We start from the raw sequence: 15,943 nt of genomic DNA on the forward strand, positions 1-15,943 counted from the left end.
AAATGACTATTGTCAACTCGTCCCGGTCGCTTCTGCTCGCCGCATTGCGGCGCCATCCCTGGTTCGAAGGCATCGCCGACGCTGCGCTCGACGCGCTGGCCGCGCGCGGCCATTGGCTGCGCTTCAAGGCGGGCGACACGCTGTTTTCCGAAGGCCAGGCCGCGACCGCCTGCCTGCTGGTGTGCGAAGGGCTGGTGCAGGGCCTGCGCTATACCGCCGATGGCGACGACAAGGTATTCGGCGAAGTCGGTCCGGGCGGCTGGCTGTCGGTGCTGTCCATGTTCGAGCCGACACCGCGCCATCTTCACCATGCCCGCGCCAGCCGCGACGGCAACGGCTGCCTGCTGCATCATGGCGCGTTCCTGCAACTGTGCCGCGCCGACGGCCGCTTCGCCTGCCGCGTCGCCGCTCACGGCGCCGCGCTGGTGCGGCATCACACCGACCGCATCGACTGGCTCACCTCCAGCTCGGCGCAGGAGCGCGTGGCCGAATACGTGCTGCGCGCCGGCAGGCCGCAGGCCGGCCAGCCACTGGTCCTGCCCCTGAGCCACTCGCAGATCGCCATCAAGCTCGGCATGCGCGCCGAAACGCTCAGCCGCATCTTCGCCAAATGGCGCCGCGAAGGCATCATCGACAGCCGCCGCGGCACGCTCTACGTGCTGCGGCTGGCGCCGCTGGAGCGACTGGCCTCCGGATGCTGAAACGCCGCGCGTCCCGACGGACGCGCGGCGTTCATATGTGCCTGCCCGATGCCACATCACCGGGCTGTCACCGCCCTCACTTCACACTCGCCACCGCATCCAGGATCACCCGCGCCACCGCTTCCGGCTGCGATTGCTGAGGCACGTGGCTGGCCTGCAGTTCCGTGACCTTGGCGCCGATGCGCTTGGCCATCTGGTGTTGCAGCGCCGGCAGGATCATGCGGTCGTGGTTACTGACGACGAACCACGACGGCCTGGTCTTCCACGCGGCGGTCGACACCGCCTCGCCAAAGGCGCTGGCCTTGATCGGGCCCTGCGTGGCCGCCATCACCCGGGCCTGCGCGGCCGGCACGTCCTGGGCGAAATCGCGCGCCAGGCCGACGGGCGACAGGCTCAGCCAGCCGTGGCTGTCGGCGCCGATGCTGTCCGAACCCGGCGCCTTGGGCGTGCCTTCGGTCAGCGTCGCCACCGACTGGCCGGCATCGGGCGCGAAGGCGGCCACGTAGACCAGGCTGGCGACCTTGGGATGGTTGCCGGCCTCGGTGATCACCGTGCCGCCCCACGAGTGGCCGACCAGCACCACCTTGCCGGGCTGGTTGTCGATGGCGCGGTTGGCGGCGGCCACGTCGCCGGCCAGCGACTCCAGCGGGTTCTGCACCGCCTGCACCTGCACGCCCTTGGCCTGCAGCAGGGCGACCACCTTGGCCCAGTCCGAGCCGTCGGCGAAGGCGCCGTGCACGATCACCACGGACGGCCGGGCGGCGGACGGCTCGGCCGCGAACGATTGCGAGACGGGCGCGGCGAACAGGCCGGCGACCAGGAGGGAGGCTGCGATAATATGGCGCTTCATGACGATTCCTTTTTTCGGGATCAAACGCCGACGTGGCGCTTGCTGGATGCCAGTGTCGTTTTCCCGCCGATGGCGCGGTATCGGATGATTGACCGATGCGCCGTCTCCCCGCCCTGCCCGCCGCCCCCTTCATCGCCCCGCCCGTCCCCATGATCGCCGATAGCGCCATAGAACTGACCGACGCCGTGCTGGCCATGGCTTTCATCGGCGACCTCAGCATGGGCCGCGCCACCGACCATTCGCGCCGCACCGCCTGCCTGGCGGGCCTGCTGGCCGCGGCGCAGGGCATGGATGCGGCCGGCCAGGACCACGCCCGCGCGGTGGCGCTGCTGCGCTGGTCCGGCTGCACCGCCAACGCCGGCGGTTTCGCCGAACTGCTGGGCGACGACGTCGCCTCGCGCGAGGCCATGATGGCGCAGACGCTGCCGCCGCTGGACGCGCGCACGCAGTCGCTGATCGTGCCGCTGGCGCTGATCCATTGCGAGATTTCCGGCGACGTGGCCGTCAGCCTGGGCATGCCGCAGGCGGTCGTGACCGGGCTGCGCCACGCCTTCGAGCGCCACGACGGCAAGGGCATGCCGCTGGCGCTGGACGGCGCGGCCGTCTCGCCGCTGGCCTATGTGGTCAACGCCGCCAGCGACCTGGAAATCCTCAGCCGCGCCCATGGCCGCGACAGTGCGCTGGACTTCCTGCGCCAGCAGGCCGGCGCCAAGTATCCGGCCGAGATCGCGGCGTTGGCCATTCGCCATGGTCCGGCCTGGCTCGACCGGATGGACGCCGATCCGCCCGATGGCGCCGCCTGGAATCTCGCTGGCGGCCAGGCCGCCGCGCCCGCCGCGCTGACCCTGCTGGCCGACGTGGCCGAGCTCAAGCTGCCGTGGCTGGCGGGCTATTCACGCCGGGTCGCGGCGCTGGCCGTGGCGACCGCCGCGCGCCTCGACCTGGACGCCGCGACGCAGGCGCGGCTGCAGGCGGCCGCGCTGGTCCACGGCATTGGCCGCGCGGCGCTGCCGAACCGCTTGTGGAACACCGCCGGCAAGCTGACGCCAGACCAATGGGAACAGGTGCGCCTGATGCCCTACTGGACCGCCCGCGCCGCTCGCCAGATCAAGGGCTTGAGCGCGGCGGCCGAACTGGCCTCGTATGCCTACGAGCGGCTCGACGGTAGCGGTTATTTCCGGGGCGCGGCGGGCGCCGCGCTCGACCGCCCGCAACGCGTGCTGGCCACCGCCGTGACACTGCAGGCGCTGCTCGAGGACCGCCCCTGGCGCCGCGCCCTTTCCCTGCGGGACGCGGCCCGCGCGCTGCGCGACGAGGCCGCCGCCGGCCGCTACGACGCCGATGTCGCCGAAGCCGCGATCGCCGCGGCCGGCGGCGAACCGGCAGCCCCGCGCCGCGCGGCCTCGCCGCTATCGCAGCGTGAACTGGAAGTGTTGCGGCAGGTCAGCCTGGGCGCCAGCAACAAGGAGGCCGCGCGCGCCCTGGACATCAGCCCCAGCACCGTGCGCACCCACCTCGAAAGCGTGTTCCGCAAACTCGAGTGCTCCACCCGCGCGGCGGCCACGCTCAAGGCGCTGACCTCGGGGCTGCTGTAGGGCGCCGCCAGGCGCCGCGATGACGGACGCGGGCAGCGCTCAGCGCTGCGCCAGCGCGCGCAATGCGTCGTAGGTTTCGCGCTCGTCCTGGTTCTCGCCGTAATCGCTGAGCTTGACGATCACCACCCGCCTGCCCGGATGGACATACAGGTATTGGCCGTGGATCCCGACCGCCGCGAAGTCGGGACCGCCCGCCGGATCGCGCTGCCACCATTGCGCGGCATAGCCCCAGCCATCCACCGCATGCGGCGCCGGCCGCGCGATGCGCGCCAGCCAGGCGGCGGGCACCACGCCCTGCCCCTGCGCCGCCAACAGCACCTGCTGGCCGATGCGGGCGAAGTCGCGCGCGGTGGCGTTCAGGCAGCAGAATGCCTTCTCGATGCCGCCTGGCCGGTCCAGGTTCCAGGTGGCGGCGGACTCAGCGCCCATCGGATGCCACAGCCGCTCGGCGAGCAGGTCGGCAAGCGGGCGGCCGGTCACCCGCGCCAGCGCCATGCCCAGCAGCTGGGTGTCGATGCTGCGGTAGTCGCCCGCGCTGCCCGGCGTGAAATGCATGCGCCGATGCGCCCGCACAAACCCGGCCAGGTCGCGCGTCAGGTACATGCGCGCGGTGCCGGTGAAGGGCCAGTAGGCGCGGTAGTTCTCCGACACGTCGATGCCCGAGGCCATGTCCAGCAGCTGTCCCACGGTGATGCGGTCGTAGTCGCCGGCGCCGGCCAGCTCGGGCAGCAGCGCGACCAGGCGGTCGTCCTCGCGCAGTTCGCCGCGCGCGATCGCCTGGCCCACCAGCAGCGACACCACCGACTTGGCCATCGACCATGACGACTGCGGGTCCGTCGCGCTCACGCCGGGCCGGTACCACTCGTACACCAGCCGGCCGTCGCGCAGCACCACCAGGGCATTGGTGGCGGTGCTTCGCAGGAACTGGTCGAACGGCATCTCGGCGCCTTTCCACGGCACCGTGGCGGGCGGCGGCCAGGCGCTGGCCGCCAGCGCTGACGGCGTGGCCGAGGCCGGCACCGCCCGCACCGGCAGCAGATCACCGCGGCGCGACGGCGCCGACGCCTCCAGCCGCCACAACGTGTGCGGCGGCGGGATCTCCATTACCGCGGTCGCCGCATAGGCGGCGGCCGTCATCGCGGCCAGCCCCAGGGCCAGCCGCCAAGCGGTCCGGCCCGGGCGGCGGGCGCGCGCGGGCGTCATGCGGGAGGTCGGGTCCGTTGCCATGGCGCGGATCATGCCAAGTCCGCGCCGATTGCACAACAGGCGCCTCGCAATCGCCGCCCGCGCATGGCGCCGGCCGCATCGGCCGGGAGATTCAAGTCCCAATGTATCAACCCGCCCGCTCCGTACATTGCGACACCTCCGACCCCGCGCGCCTGGCTACAACGGCTCCACGCCCTTTCACTCACCTTGACCGGAGTCCCCCGCCATGCCCGATCCCATCGACACCCAACGCCGCCGCCTGCTCGGCACCACCTCGGCCCTGGCCGGCGCCAGCCTGCTGAGCCTGGGCCTGAATGCCCGCGCCATGGCGCAGGCCGCCCCCGCCGCCCCAAGCACAACCACCCCCAGCGCCGCTCCCTTTGCCGGCATCCGCCAGATCCGCGCCGGCGACCTGGACATCGGCTACGTCGACGCCGGCCCGGCCAACGGCCCGGTCGCCATCCTGCTGCACGGCTGGCCCTACGACATCCACAGCTTCATCGACGTCGTGCCGCGCCTGACCGCCGCCGGCTACCGCGTCGTCGTGCCGTACCTGCGCGGCTACGGCTCGACCCGCTTCCTGTCGGCCGATACCGCGCGCAACGGCGAGCAGGCGGTGGTGGCGGTCGACATCATCGCCTTGATGGACGCGCTGAAGATCGGCAAGGCCGTCATCGCCGGCTTCGACTGGGGCGCGCGCACCGCCAACATCATGGCCGCCCTCTGGCCCGAACGCTGCCAGGCGCTGGTGTCGGTCAGCGGCTACCTGATCGGCAGCCAGGAAGGCAACCGCAAACCGCTGCCGCCCCAGGCCGAATTCCAGTGGTGGTACCAGTTCTACTTCGCCACCGAGCGCGGCGCGGCCGGCTACGCCGCCAACGTCGACGCCTTCAACAAGCTGATCTGGCAACTGGCCTCGCCGCAATGGCGCTTCGACGACGCCACCTACGCGCGCAGCGCGCGCGCCTTCGCCAACCCCGACCACGTCGCCATCGTCATCCACAACTACCGCTGGCGCCTCGGGCTGGCCCAGGGCGAGGCGCGCTACGACGACCTGGAGCGGCGCCTGGCCGTCGCGCCGAAGATCGCGGTGCCGACCATCACGCTCGAGAGCGACGCCAACGGCGCGCCGCATCCCGCGCCCGCCGCCTACGCCGGCCAGTTCACCGGCAAGTACCGGCACGTCGACGTCACCGGCGGCATCGGCCACAACCTGCCGCAGGAAGCGCCCGAGGCCTTCGCCGACGCGGTGCTGCAGGTGACGCGGCTGTGACGTGAAGAAAGCACGATTGTGATAGCAATGTGATAGTAAAGTGATAGCGCCGCGTGTCCGCCGGACAACAACCGGCGGACACGGCGTTGACAGCGTCATCATCGTTGCCTTAGGATGCGCCCTTGCTTTTCAACAACCCCTTTCTTTCCGGGTGCCAACGTGTCTGCCATTCGTCAATTCGCCTAAACGCCGACGACTACCTTCCGGTAATCGCGGTCAGCCTGCCCATTCACGCGGCTCGACCTTCCCGGTCTTGAGCGCGACCCGCGGCAGGCGCGGTTCCGGAACGCGCAACACATCCCCCCTCGCTTCCCGTCCCCGCAAGACCGCGTCGTCGGCTTCCCCACTTTTCCTGGAGAAGACCCATGACGCCGGATTTCCGCGCCTGCGCGCAATCCCTTGAACTGTTCCGCTACCCCCGCACCCCGCACCTGGAAGGCTCGCGGCTGCAGGAAGGCGACCACGGCCACGACCACATGCCCTACCGCGAGCTGCGCGGCCTGCGCCTGGTGGTGGAAGAGAAACTCGATGGCGCCAACACCGGCATCAGTTTCAGCCCCGCGGGCGACCTGCTGCTGCAATCGCGCGGCCACTACCTGGTGGGCGGCGGGCGCGAGCGCCAATTCAACTTCATCAAGGCCTGGGCGCAGGCCCACGCCGGCTGGCTGCTGCAACGGCTGGAAGACCGCTACGTGATGTACGGCGAAACGATGTCGAAGAAACACTCGGTGTTCTACGACGCGCTGCCGCACCACTTCTTCGAGTTCGACGTGCTCGACCGCCGCACCGGACAGTTCCTGTCCACCGCGGCGCGTCGCGAACTGCTGGCCGGCGGCCCGGTGCTGTCCGTGCCCGTCCTGTACGACGGCCTGGCGCCCGCGCGCCTGGCCGACCTGAAGGCCCTGCTGCGGCCGTCGCTGGCCAAGACGGCGCGGTGGCGCGACGCGTTCGAGGCCACCGTGCGGCGCGAGGGCCTGGACCTGGCGCTGGCCTGGCGGCAATGCGACAAGTCGGACCTGTCGGAAGGCCTGTACATCAAGGTGGAGGCCGACGGCAGGACGCTGGGCCGATACAAATGGGTGCGCGCCGACTTCGTCCAGGCCATCCTGGCCGCCGACAAGCACCATTCCGAGCAGCCCTACGTGCCCAACCAGCTCGCGCCCGGCGTCGACCTGTACGCCCCGCGTCCGCGGGTCGATTGGGACACGCTGCGCGGCGACAAGGAGGCATCATGAACTACGAACAATTGCGGGCCCTGACGCCCGCCGCCGGCCAGGCGCCGGACTTCGCCGCCTGTCTGGCGGCCTTTCCGGCGCTGGAGCTGGCCAAGACCACGCCGCAGGACCCGCGCTACCACGGCGAAGGCGACGTCTGGACCCACACGCGCATGGTGGTCGAATCGCTGCTGGCGCTGCCCGATTATCAGGCAGCCAGCCGCGCCGATCAGGAGATCGTGTTCCTGGCGGCGCTGCTGCACGACGTCGCCAAGCACGCCACCACGGTGATCGATCCCGTCAGCGGCGCGATTTCGCAACCGGGCCATTCCGCCCGGGGCGCGGTCGACGCGCGCATCGCGCTGTGGGACGCGGGCGTGCCCTTCGCCGTGCGCGAGGCCATCTGCCGCCTGATCGCCGTGCACCAGGTGCCGTTCTTCGCCCTGTCCGGTTCCCGTCGCGGCAAATCGGTGGAATTCATCGTGCGCGAGCTGTCGTGGCAACTGAGCATTCCGCTGCTGGCGATGCTGGCCGAGGCCGACATGCGCGGCCGCATCTGCCGCGACCAGCAGCAGGTGCTGGACAACATCGCGCTGTTCCGCGAGGCCGCGCGCGAGGAAGACTGCTACGGCCAGCCACGGCGCTTCGCCGACGCGCACACCGCCGTCAGCTACTTTCGCGGCGCCGACGTGCATCCGGACTATCCCCTGTTCCAGGAGCCAGGCTCGCGCGTCATCGTCATGGCGGGCCTGCCGGCCAGCGGCAAGAACAGCTGGGTGGCGGCGCATCACCCCGACCTGCCGGTGGTGTCGTTCGACGACGCGCGCGAAGCGCTCGGCCTGGCGCACGGCAAGAACGAAGGCAAGGTGGCGCACCTGGCGATCGACCGGGCCAAGGCCTTGCTGCGCGCGCACCGCCCGTTCGTGTGGAACGCCACCAACCTCAGCCAGTTGATGCGCAAGAAAACGCTGGACCTGCTGTACGCCTACCACGCCGAGGTCGAGCTGGTGTACCTGGAGCAGCCGCGCGCCGAGCTGCTGCGGCGCAATGCCCGGCGCGACACGTCGCTGCCCAACAAGACCCTGCTGGGCATGCTGCACCGCTGGGACCTGCCGCTGCCGACGGAGGCGCACCGGGTGGTGTACGCGGTGTAGGCGCATCGGCGCCGATTGTTGCAGCGTCGGCGCGGGTTTGGCGCGCGCCCGCGTGCCGCGGACGCGGCTCAGTGCTCGCGGATCAGCGTCGTCGAGAACTCGTAGCGTCCGGCCGGATGGTACGAGCACGATGCTTCCACGATCTGCCCGGCCTGGTCCTTGTAGTGACGCAGGATCAGCAGGCCGGGCGACTCGGGCGCCACCTGCAGCTCGCCCGCCACCGCCACCGGCATGGCGCAGGCCGAGATGGTCTGCTCGACCGAGGCAATGCGACGGCCGTAGTGTTCCTCGATCAATTCCGACACCAGCCGGTCGGGGTGCTGCCGCGCCAGCTTGCGCACGCCCTTGTAGTGGGCATCCACGTACAGCTCGGTCCACACCACCGGCGGCTGCCCCGGCGCGCCGCGGGTGGAGGCGAAGCGCAGCCAGCGCGTGCCCGGCCCGACACCCAGGCGCGCGGCCAGGTCCAGGTCGGCCACGATCTCCTGCACCTGCAGGATGGTGCGCGGCGTGCGCGCGGCCAGTTGCACCAGGTCTTCCAGCGAACGCAGCGACTGGCTGAAACCGGCCTTGGGCCGGGCCGCCGTGACCACGGTGCCGCTGCCGCGCCGGCGCGCGATCAACCCCAGGTCCTGCAACTGGCGCAACGCCGCCCGCAGGGTGTGGCGGCTGGCGTCGAACTCCTCGGCCAGGGCGTTCTCGGACGGCAGCACGGCCCCCACGGCATACACGCCGCCGGCGATCCGTCGTGCCAGTTCTTCGGAGATGCGGGTGTACAGCGAGATGGACATGGAACCGGGGGTGTTTGCGACAGGCTCCATTCTATCTGCTGCCGGGCGCGGGTATTCCCCGGCATTGACGGCCGCCGGCGGCCCTGCTTAAATGTACGTACAACTTTTTAAGAGCGTACATTTATGCCAGTCTCGGTCCTCGAATCCGCCCTGTTCAAAGACATGTTCGGCACCGCCGCGATGCGGGCCGTGTTCGACGATGCCGCCACCGTGCGGCGCTATGTGGAAACCGAAGTCGCGCTGGCGCGGGTGCAAGGCCGGCTGGGCGTGATCCCGGCCGAGGCCGCCCGCGCCATCGAGGCGCGCGCCGACGCCGCCGCCCTCGACATGGCGCTGCTGCGCGAGGAAACCGAGATCGTCGGCTATCCGATCCTGCCGCTGGTGCACCAGCTGTCGCGCCAATGCGGTCCGGAAGGCGAATACCTGCACTGGGGCGCGACCACGCAGGACATCATGGACACGGCCACCGTGCTGCAAGTGCGCGAGGCGCTGGATCTGGTGGACGCCGACCTGCAAGCGCTGGATGGCATCCTCGACGGCCTGGCCGGGCAATACCGCGACACGCCCATGGCGGGCCGCACGCACCTGCAGCACGCCCTGCCGATCACGTTCGGCTACAAGGCCGCCGTCTGGCTGCTGATGCTGCGGCGCCATCGCGAACGCCTGGCGCAATTGCGGCCGCGGGTGCTGATCGGGCAATTCGGCGGCGCGGCCGGCACGCTGGCCTCGCTCGGCGAACAGGGCCTGGCGGTGCATGGCGCCCTGATGGACGAACTGGGATTGGGCGCCGCGCCGGTGACCTGGCACGTGGCGCGCGACGGCCTGGCCGAAACGGTGCAGTTCCTGGCGCTGGTGTGCGGCTCGCTGGGCAAGATCGCGGTCGACATCATGCTGATGATGACCAACGAGCTGGGCGAAGCGTTCGAGCCTTTCGTGAAGGGCCGCGGCGCCTCCAGCACCATGCCGCAAAAGCGCAATCCGATCTCGTGCGAACTCATGTGGGCCGCCTCCAAGACGGTGCGCCAGCACGCCGGGCTGGCGCTGGACGCCATGCTGCAGGATTTCGAGCGCGCCACCGGCCCCTGGCACATCGAGTGGTCGGCCGTGCCCGAGGCCTTCGTGCTGACGGCCGGCTCGCTGCGCCAGGCCCGCTTCATGCTCGGCGGCCTGGAAGTGGACGCCGCGCGCATGGCGCGCAACCTGGATCTGTCCGGCGGCCTGATCGTGGCCGAGGCCGTGATGATGGGCCTGGCCCCGCACATCGGCCGCCAGACCGCGCACGACGTGGTCTACGACGCCTGCCGCGAAGCGGCCACGTCGCGCCGCCGCCTGGCCGACGTGCTGCGCGAGGACGCGCGGGTCGCGCAGCGGCTCGGCGCGGACCAGATCGAACGGTTGTGCGATCCGGCCCACTACCTCGGGGCCGCGCCCCGGATGGTGGACCGCATGCGCGCCCATCTCAACCCCGGCGCCGCCTGAACCGCGGCGCCGGCTTTCCCCCGATAAAAAAACACCCACGGAGACAAACCATGAAGAACTGGCTGGCGGCGATCACCGCCACGGCGGCGTTCGCCCTGACACCGGGCGCGCACGCGCAGGACACCTACCCCAACCGCGCCATCACCTGGATCGTACCGTTCGCGGCCGGTGGTCCCACCGACGCGATGGCGCGCAACATCGCCAACCGCGTCGCGCAGGAACTCAAGCAGACCATCCTGATCGAGAACGTGGGCGGCGCGGGCGGCACCATCGGCGCGGCCAAGGCGGCCAAGTCGACGCCCGACGGCTACACCTTCCTGGTCGGCCACATCGGCTACATGGCCGCCGCGCCATCGCTGTACCCGCGGCTGCCGTACGACCCGACCAGGGACTTCCAGGCGGTGTTCCGCTTCCCCGACACGCCGCTGGTGCTGCTGGTGGGCGAAAGCTCGCCGTACAAGTCGGTTTCCGAACTGATCGCCTTCGGCAAGCAACACCCGGGCAAGCTCAACTTCAGCAACGCCGGGGTCGGCTCGACCTCGCACCTGGTGGCCGCCATGTTCGCCAGCCAGGCCGGCATGGAGATCACCCCCATCGCCTACAAGGGCGCCGGGCCGGCGCTGAACGACCTGATGGGCAACCAGGTCGATGCCATGTTCGACCAGACCAACACCGCGCTGCCGCAGACCCGCGGCGGCAAGGTGCGCGCGCTGGGGCTGACCTCCGCCGGCGCCATGGCGCAGTTCCCCAATGTGGCGCCGATGGGCGAGCAGGCCCTGCCGGGCTTCCAGGTATCCACCTGGTACGGCCTGTATGCGCCCAAGGGCACGCCGGATGCGGTGGTGCAGACGCTGTACCAGGCCTGGCAGAAGGCGCTGGCCGACAAGGACTTCACCGGCAAGATGGTGGAACAGGGCATCCAGTTGCTGCCCGAGGGCCAGTACGCGCCCGCCGCCTTCCAGCAGTTCACCGCCGACGAAGGCAAGCGCTGGGCCGGCGTCATCAAGCAGGCCGGCATCACGCTGCAATAGGCCCGGCACATCATGCGCGTCCTGCTCGCTTCCGATATCGAAACCAGCATCGCCCAGGCCCTGCAGGCGGTCAGCCACACGCATCCGCCCGATTTCGTGCGGGCGCTGAAGGCCGCCCACGACCGCGAAACCGCCCCGGCCGCGCGCCACGCGCTGCTGCAATTGCTGGTCAACAGCAAGCTGAGCGCGCGGGCGCGGCGCCCGGTCTGCCAGGACACCGGCGTGGCGCATGTCTATGCCCGGCTCGGCATGGACGCGCGCATCCGCGCCGATGGCCCCGGCCCCACGCCCACGCTGCAGGCCCTGGCCGACCGCGCGGTGGCGCGCGCCTATGGCTGTGCCGCCAATCCGCTGCGGGCATCGATGGTGCGCGACCCGCTGGGCCTGCGCCGCAACACCCGCGACAACACGCCGGCGGTGCTGCACGTGGAACTGGTGGAAGGCGACGGACTGGAGTTGACCGTGGTCGCCAAGGGTGGCGGCGGCGACGTCAAGGCGCGCTATGCCATGCTCAATCCCAGCGACTCGGTGGCCGACTGGGTGGTGGCGCAACTTCCCGGCATGGGCGCCGGCTGGTGCCCGCCGGGCGTGCTGGGGCTGGGCGTGGGCGGTTCGCCGGAACAGGCCATGGCCCTGGCCAAGCGCGCCCTCTTCACGCCGATCGACATGCCCGAGCTGCTGGCGCGCGGCGCGCAAGACCCGATCGAGCGCTTGCGGATCGAGGTCCACCAGCGCGTCAACGCGCTGCGCATCGGCGCCCAGGGCCTGGGCGGCGACACCACCGTGCTCGACGTCAAGGTCGCCACCGCCGCCTCGCACGCGGCGCTGCTGCCGGTGGCGCTGCTGCCCAACTGCGCCGCCACCCGCTTCGTGACGTTCACGATGCCCGACAGCGGGCCGGCGGTACTGCCGCCGCCCGATCCCGCGGCCTGGGACGGCATTCCGAACGCCCTGCCGGACAGCGCCGGCCGCCGGGTCGACCTGGACTCACTGACGCGCGCCGAGGTCGCCTCGTGGCAAGCGGGCGAAACGCTGCTGCTGTCCGGCAGGTTGCTGACTGGCCGCGACGCCGCGCACAAGCGCATGGATGAATTGCTGGCGCGGGGCGAACCGCTGCCGGTGCCGCTGCAAGGGCGCGCGCTGTACTACGTCGGCCCGGTCGATCCGGTGGCCGGCGAAGCGGTGGGCCCGGCCGGCCCCACCACCGCGGCCCGCATGGACAAGTTCATGCCGCGCCTGCTGGCCGACAGCGGCCTGCTGGTGACCATCGGCAAGGCCGAGCGCGGACCGCTGGCGGTGCAGGCGATCCAGGCCCACGGCGGCGCCTACCTGAGCGCGGTGGGCGGCGCGGCCTATCTGGTGTCGCAAGCGGTGCGCGCGGCGCGCGTGGTCGCCTTCGCGGACCTGGGCATGGAGGCGATCTATGAGTTCGAGGTGCGCGACATGCCGGTGACGGTGGCGATCGATGCGCGCGGCCGCTCGGTGCATGCGGTGATCCCGATCCAGGCCGCGTGAGCGCGCCCTCCCTCAGGCCTGCTCCGGCAGATAACCGCTATACCCCATCAGCGTCGACAACCGCTGGGCGACGTTGCCGACGATCTCCTGCACCTGGGCGATGCTGGGCGATTCCTTGCGGTCGATGCGCTCGATGTGCGGCACGTTGATCGCGGCGATGACCTGGTTGCCCACGCCCATCACCGGATAGGCGACGTTGGTGATGCCGCGGATCTGGCGGCTGGGCATGCAGGCGCAGCCGTTCTTGCGCACGTCCGCCAGGATCGGGAACAGCTCGCCCGGATCCGACTCCAGCTCGCCTTCCACCTTGATGTGGGCGGCCAGCATGCGGGTGCGCTCGACCTCGTCGCGGAACGCCAGCAGCACGTGGCCCGAGGACGTGTCGGTCAGGCCCATCATCACGCCCACCTTCAGGCCGAACGACCAGCGCTCGGGACTGTCGACCTGCGCGATCACCACCACCCGGCCGGCCTGGTAGACCGCCAGGTGGCACGACTGGCGCGCGCGGTTGGCCAGTTCGCGCAGCAACGGCAGCGCCACGCTAACCAGCGATTTCAGCGGCTGCTGGCGGTGCGCCAGCTCGAACATCTTCAGCGTCAGCGTGTAGCGGTCGTTGTCGTCGACTTGCACGAAGCCGCGCCGCTGCAGCGTCACCGCCATGCGGAAGATCTCGCTGACGCTGCGGCCGATCTTCTGCGCCAGCTCGGCCAGCGTGTAGCCGGCCGGGCTGGCCGCCAGCGCCTCCAGGATGTCCAGCCCCTTTTCCAGGGCGGGCGCGGCGTAGCGTTGCGCGCCCGGCGAGTCCGCGGCGTCGGCCTCGGGCGTGGCGGGATCGGGAACGGGAATCTTGGATGCGGTCATGGCGGCGGCAAAGGAGTGGAACCCGATTTTATTCGGCGCGGACCCAGGCCTGCAGGGCCTGGCGCTGCTCGCCCAGTCCGGCGATGCCCAGGCGCATCTCGTCGCCCGCCTTCAGGTACACCGGCGGCTTCTGGCCCAGGCCCACGCCCGGCGGCGTGCCGGTGCTGATGATATCGCCCGGCATCAGCGACATGAAGCGGCTGATGTAGCTGACCAGCGTCTTCACGCCGAACACCATGGTGCGGGTGCTACCGTTCTGGAAGCGGTGGCCGTTCACTTCCAGCCACATGTCCAGGTTCTGCGGATCGGCGATCTCGTCGCGCGTCACCAGCCACGGGCCGACCGGCGCGAAGGTGTCGCAGCCCTTGCCCTTGTCCCACTGGCCGCCGCGCTCGATCTGGTATTCGCGCTCGGACACGTCGTTGACCACGGTGTAGCCGGCCACGTAGTCCATGGCCTCGCTTTCTTCCACGTACGAGGCCTTCTTGCCGATGACCACGCCCAGCTCCACTTCCCAGTCGGTCTTGACCGAGCCGCGCGGGATGATCACCGGGTCGTTCGGGCCGCTCAGCGACGAGCTGGGCTTGAGGAACAGCACCGGCTCGGCCGGCACCGGCAGGCCGGACTCGGCGGCGTGGTCGGCGTAGTTCAGGCCGACGCAGACGATCTTGCCGACGCCGTTGACCGGGCAGCCGTAGCGCACCGCGCCGTCCACGCGCGGCAGGCTGGCGGGGTCGAGCTTGGCCAGCCGGGCCAGCTCGGCCGGGGCGATGGCGGCGGTGTCGATGTCGGCGACCACGCCCGACAGGTCGCGCAGCGCGCCCTGGGCGTCGATCAGGCCGGGTTTTTCCTGGCCGGGCTGGCCGTAGCGTACGAGTTTCATGCGGAATCCTTGAAAGGGAACAAAGCGGGACGGCGGCTCAGTTGGACCAGCCGCCGTCGATAACCTGGATGGTACCGGTGGTGAAGCCGGATTCGTCGCTGGCCAGGTAGACCACCAGCGCCGCGACCTCCTCGACCCGGCCGACGCGGCCGATGGGTTGGCGCGCCACGAAGGCGGCGCGCACCGCGGCCTCGTCACTGCCCTGCTGGCGCGCCTGCGCGGCGATGCGCTCGCGCAGCGAGGGCGATTCGACCGTGCCGGGGCAGATGGCGTTGCAGCGGATGCCGCGCGCCACGAAGTCGGCCGCCACCGCCTTGGTCAGCCCGATCACGGCGGCCTTGGAGGCGCCATAGACGAAGCGGTTGGGCACGCCCTTCACGCTGGAGGCGGCCGAGGCCATGTTGATGATCGAGCCGCCGCGCTCGAGCATCAGCGGCAGGTAGGCGCGGATGGTGCGGTACATGGTCTTGACGTTCAGGTCCATGCTGAAGTCCCAGTCGGCCTCGTCGCAGTCCAGCACGGTGCCGGCGTGCACGAAACCCGCGCAATTGAACAGCACGTCCACCGCGCCGGTCTCGCGGGCGCAGTCGGCCACGGCCGCCCCGTCGCGCACGTTCAACACGCGGGTGCGCAATCCGTCCAGGCCGGCCGCGCGGGCCTCCTTGGCCAGGTCGGCCAGCGCGGCCTCGTTGATGTCGGTGGCCCAGACCTGGGCGCCCTCGCGCGCCATGGCCAGGGCGCTGGCGCGGCCGATGCCGTTGCCGGCCGCCGTGACCAGCGCCCGCTTGTCCTGCAAACGTAGGGTCATGTCTCTTCCCGTGGGTGGATAGGCCTGGAGTGCCGGCCGGATGGCCGCCTTCATTTGCCTTATGAAAACTAAATTTCATTCATAAAAACAAATATACGGGATTTATGGCGCACCGCAAGCCGGCGACATGCCGAACAACTCAGTAATTACCCGAATTTCAACCCTTTTTCCTTCACTCAAGGGCAAACGTGTGTTGACCACGAATATGAAACTTGCTTTTATATGCAAAACATCAACACATAAAAAATCATGACGAGACAAGCCACCCTGGACCCTCAGCTCCTGCTGATCTCCCCCGAAGACAACTGCCTGATCGTGCGTCGCGCCCTGCCCGCCGGCGCCCGCGTGCAGCTCGAAGACGGCAGCGCCGTCATCGCCGCGCCGCTGGGCCTGGGCCACAAGCTGGCGCGCCACGCCATGCCGGCCGGCGAAAAGATCCTGAAGTACGGCGCCATCATCGGCAGCCTGACCGCCGCCGTCGCGGCCGGGGACCACATCCACACCCACAACCTCGACAGCGACTACACCCCCACCTACACGTTGGAAGAAGGCCGCGCCTTCACCGACCGGCACTGAGGTTTC

The 15,943-nt window shown here is 70.3% G+C and carries 15 protein-coding genes; 9 read left to right on the forward strand and 6 right to left on the reverse strand.

Going from position 1 to position 15,943, the window contains the following annotated elements:
- Positions 1 to 2 precede the first annotated feature (2 nt).
- Positions 3 to 701 (forward strand): Crp/Fnr family transcriptional regulator, encoded by a 699-nt coding sequence (locus tag ACUTAG_RS04530; protein WP_054505798.1) that lies wholly within the window; start codon positions 3 to 5, stop codon positions 699 to 701.
- A gap of 76 nt (positions 702 to 777) precedes the next feature.
- Here the strand turns inward: ACUTAG_RS04530 and ACUTAG_RS04535 are convergent, their stop codons facing one another.
- Positions 778 to 1,551, reverse strand: a complete 774-nt coding sequence (locus tag ACUTAG_RS04535) for an alpha/beta fold hydrolase (protein ID WP_148318524.1) — start codon at positions 1,549 to 1,551, stop codon at positions 778 to 780.
- Between the two features lie 149 nt (positions 1,552 to 1,700).
- Here ACUTAG_RS04535 and ACUTAG_RS04540 point away from each other — a divergent pair, with 149 nt between their 5' ends.
- The gene (locus tag ACUTAG_RS04540) at positions 1,701 to 3,146 is read left to right on the forward strand and encodes an HD domain-containing phosphohydrolase (protein WP_148318662.1); all 1,446 of its coding nucleotides are present in this window, start codon (positions 1,701 to 1,703) and stop codon (positions 3,144 to 3,146) included.
- A gap of 39 nt (positions 3,147 to 3,185) precedes the next feature.
- On the opposite strand, the gene ACUTAG_RS04545 is transcribed toward ACUTAG_RS04540, so the two are convergent.
- The gene (locus ACUTAG_RS04545) at positions 3,186 to 4,373 is read right to left on the reverse strand and encodes a serine hydrolase domain-containing protein (RefSeq protein WP_262352264.1); all 1,188 of its coding nucleotides are present in this window, start codon (positions 4,371 to 4,373) and stop codon (positions 3,186 to 3,188) included.
- Positions 4,374 to 4,578: 205 nt separating this feature from the next.
- Between ACUTAG_RS04545 and ACUTAG_RS04550 the strand changes: the two genes are divergently transcribed.
- The 3 genes from ACUTAG_RS04550 to ACUTAG_RS04560 all read left to right on the forward strand — a co-directional run bounded on the left by ACUTAG_RS04550 (position 4,579) and on the right by ACUTAG_RS04560 (position 7,993).
- Positions 4,579 to 5,625 carry an alpha/beta hydrolase gene (locus ACUTAG_RS04550; protein ID WP_148318520.1) on the forward strand — a complete coding sequence of 349 codons (1,047 nt, stop codon included), beginning with the start codon at positions 4,579 to 4,581 and terminating at the stop codon, positions 5,623 to 5,625.
- 365 nt (positions 5,626 to 5,990) lie between these two features.
- On the forward strand, positions 5,991 to 6,860 hold the full coding sequence (locus ACUTAG_RS04555) for an RNA ligase family protein (RefSeq protein WP_148318518.1): 870 nt from the start codon (positions 5,991 to 5,993) through the stop codon (positions 6,858 to 6,860).
- The gene (locus ACUTAG_RS04560) at positions 6,857 to 7,993 is read left to right on the forward strand and encodes an AAA family ATPase (RefSeq protein WP_148318517.1); all 1,137 of its coding nucleotides are present in this window, start codon (positions 6,857 to 6,859) and stop codon (positions 7,991 to 7,993) included. The genes ACUTAG_RS04555 and ACUTAG_RS04560 overlap by 4 nt, the downstream gene beginning before the upstream one ends.
- A gap of 68 nt (positions 7,994 to 8,061) precedes the next feature.
- Here ACUTAG_RS04560 and ACUTAG_RS04565 read toward each other — a convergent pair whose 3' ends face one another.
- Positions 8,062 to 8,814, reverse strand: coding sequence for a GntR family transcriptional regulator (locus ACUTAG_RS04565; RefSeq protein WP_223308637.1), 753 nt, complete (start codon positions 8,812 to 8,814; stop codon positions 8,062 to 8,064).
- A gap of 93 nt (positions 8,815 to 8,907) precedes the next feature.
- Here ACUTAG_RS04565 and ACUTAG_RS04570 point away from each other — a divergent pair, with 93 nt between their 5' ends.
- Genes ACUTAG_RS04570 through ACUTAG_RS04580 form a run of 3 tightly spaced genes read left to right on the forward strand, consistent with a single transcriptional unit; the run spans position 8,908 to position 12,809 of the window.
- A complete protein-coding gene (locus ACUTAG_RS04570; RefSeq protein ID WP_049054347.1) occupies positions 8,908 to 10,263 on the forward strand; it encodes a class-II fumarase/aspartase family protein in 1,356 nt (451 codons plus the stop codon).
- A gap of 50 nt (positions 10,264 to 10,313) precedes the next feature.
- Positions 10,314 to 11,294, forward strand: a complete 981-nt coding sequence (locus tag ACUTAG_RS04575; protein WP_148318515.1) for a Bug family tripartite tricarboxylate transporter substrate binding protein — start codon at positions 10,314 to 10,316, stop codon at positions 11,292 to 11,294.
- 12 nt (positions 11,295 to 11,306) lie between these two features.
- Positions 11,307 to 12,809, forward strand: coding sequence for a fumarate hydratase (locus ACUTAG_RS04580; protein WP_148318513.1), 1,503 nt, complete (start codon positions 11,307 to 11,309; stop codon positions 12,807 to 12,809).
- A 12-nt stretch (positions 12,810 to 12,821) separates the two neighbouring features.
- Here the strand turns inward: ACUTAG_RS04580 and ACUTAG_RS04585 are convergent, their stop codons facing one another.
- The 3 genes from ACUTAG_RS04585 to ACUTAG_RS04595 are packed head-to-tail and all read right to left on the reverse strand — an operon-like array spanning position 12,822 to position 15,361.
- Positions 12,822 to 13,670 carry an IclR family transcriptional regulator gene (locus ACUTAG_RS04585; RefSeq protein WP_053498358.1) on the reverse strand — a complete coding sequence of 283 codons (849 nt, stop codon included), beginning with the start codon at positions 13,668 to 13,670 and terminating at the stop codon, positions 12,822 to 12,824.
- A gap of 28 nt (positions 13,671 to 13,698) precedes the next feature.
- Entirely contained in the window at positions 13,699 to 14,553 is an 855-nt protein-coding gene (locus ACUTAG_RS04590) for a fumarylacetoacetate hydrolase family protein (protein WP_024069772.1), read from the reverse strand.
- Positions 14,554 to 14,590: 37 nt separating this feature from the next.
- Positions 14,591 to 15,361 (reverse strand): SDR family oxidoreductase, encoded by a 771-nt coding sequence (locus ACUTAG_RS04595; RefSeq protein ID WP_024069773.1) that lies wholly within the window; start codon positions 15,359 to 15,361, stop codon positions 14,591 to 14,593.
- 249 nt (positions 15,362 to 15,610) lie between these two features.
- Between ACUTAG_RS04595 and ACUTAG_RS04600 the strand changes: the two genes are divergently transcribed.
- The gene (locus ACUTAG_RS04600; protein ID WP_054439956.1) at positions 15,611 to 15,937 is read left to right on the forward strand and encodes a UxaA family hydrolase; all 327 of its coding nucleotides are present in this window, start codon (positions 15,611 to 15,613) and stop codon (positions 15,935 to 15,937) included.
- Positions 15,938 to 15,943 lie beyond the last annotated feature (6 nt).

It is taken from the genome of Achromobacter sp. CSND-B12 (genome assembly GCF_052906545.1).

What these genes read in the sequence shown, in the direction of transcription:
- ACUTAG_RS04530 (WP_054505798.1), top strand. Translation starts at nt 3, where the DNA reads ATGACTATTGTCAACTCGTCCCGGTCGCTTCTGCTCGCCGCATTGCGG.
- ACUTAG_RS04535 (WP_148318524.1), bottom strand. Translation starts at nt 1,551, where the DNA reads ATGAAGCGCCATATTATCGCAGCCTCCCTCCTGGTCGCCGGCCTGTTC.
- ACUTAG_RS04540 (WP_148318662.1), top strand. Translation starts at nt 1,701, where the DNA reads ATGATCGCCGATAGCGCCATAGAACTGACCGACGCCGTGCTGGCCATG.
- ACUTAG_RS04545 (WP_262352264.1), bottom strand. Translation starts at nt 4,373, where the DNA reads ATGGCAACGGACCCGACCTCCCGCATGACGCCCGCGCGCGCCCGCCGC.
- ACUTAG_RS04550 (WP_148318520.1), top strand. Translation starts at nt 4,579, where the DNA reads ATGCCCGATCCCATCGACACCCAACGCCGCCGCCTGCTCGGCACCACC.
- ACUTAG_RS04555 (WP_148318518.1), top strand. Translation starts at nt 5,991, where the DNA reads ATGACGCCGGATTTCCGCGCCTGCGCGCAATCCCTTGAACTGTTCCGC.
- ACUTAG_RS04560 (WP_148318517.1), top strand. Translation starts at nt 6,857, where the DNA reads ATGAACTACGAACAATTGCGGGCCCTGACGCCCGCCGCCGGCCAGGCG.
- ACUTAG_RS04565 (WP_223308637.1), bottom strand. Translation starts at nt 8,814, where the DNA reads ATGGAGCCTGTCGCAAACACCCCCGGTTCCATGTCCATCTCGCTGTAC.
- ACUTAG_RS04570 (WP_049054347.1), top strand. Translation starts at nt 8,908, where the DNA reads ATGCCAGTCTCGGTCCTCGAATCCGCCCTGTTCAAAGACATGTTCGGC.
- ACUTAG_RS04575 (WP_148318515.1), top strand. Translation starts at nt 10,314, where the DNA reads ATGAAGAACTGGCTGGCGGCGATCACCGCCACGGCGGCGTTCGCCCTG.
- ACUTAG_RS04580 (WP_148318513.1), top strand. Translation starts at nt 11,307, where the DNA reads ATGCGCGTCCTGCTCGCTTCCGATATCGAAACCAGCATCGCCCAGGCC.
- ACUTAG_RS04585 (WP_053498358.1), bottom strand. Translation starts at nt 13,670, where the DNA reads ATGACCGCATCCAAGATTCCCGTTCCCGATCCCGCCACGCCCGAGGCC.
- ACUTAG_RS04590 (WP_024069772.1), bottom strand. Translation starts at nt 14,553, where the DNA reads ATGAAACTCGTACGCTACGGCCAGCCCGGCCAGGAAAAACCCGGCCTG.
- ACUTAG_RS04595 (WP_024069773.1), bottom strand. Translation starts at nt 15,361, where the DNA reads ATGACCCTACGTTTGCAGGACAAGCGGGCGCTGGTCACGGCGGCCGGC.
- ACUTAG_RS04600 (WP_054439956.1), top strand. Translation starts at nt 15,611, where the DNA reads ATGACGAGACAAGCCACCCTGGACCCTCAGCTCCTGCTGATCTCCCCC.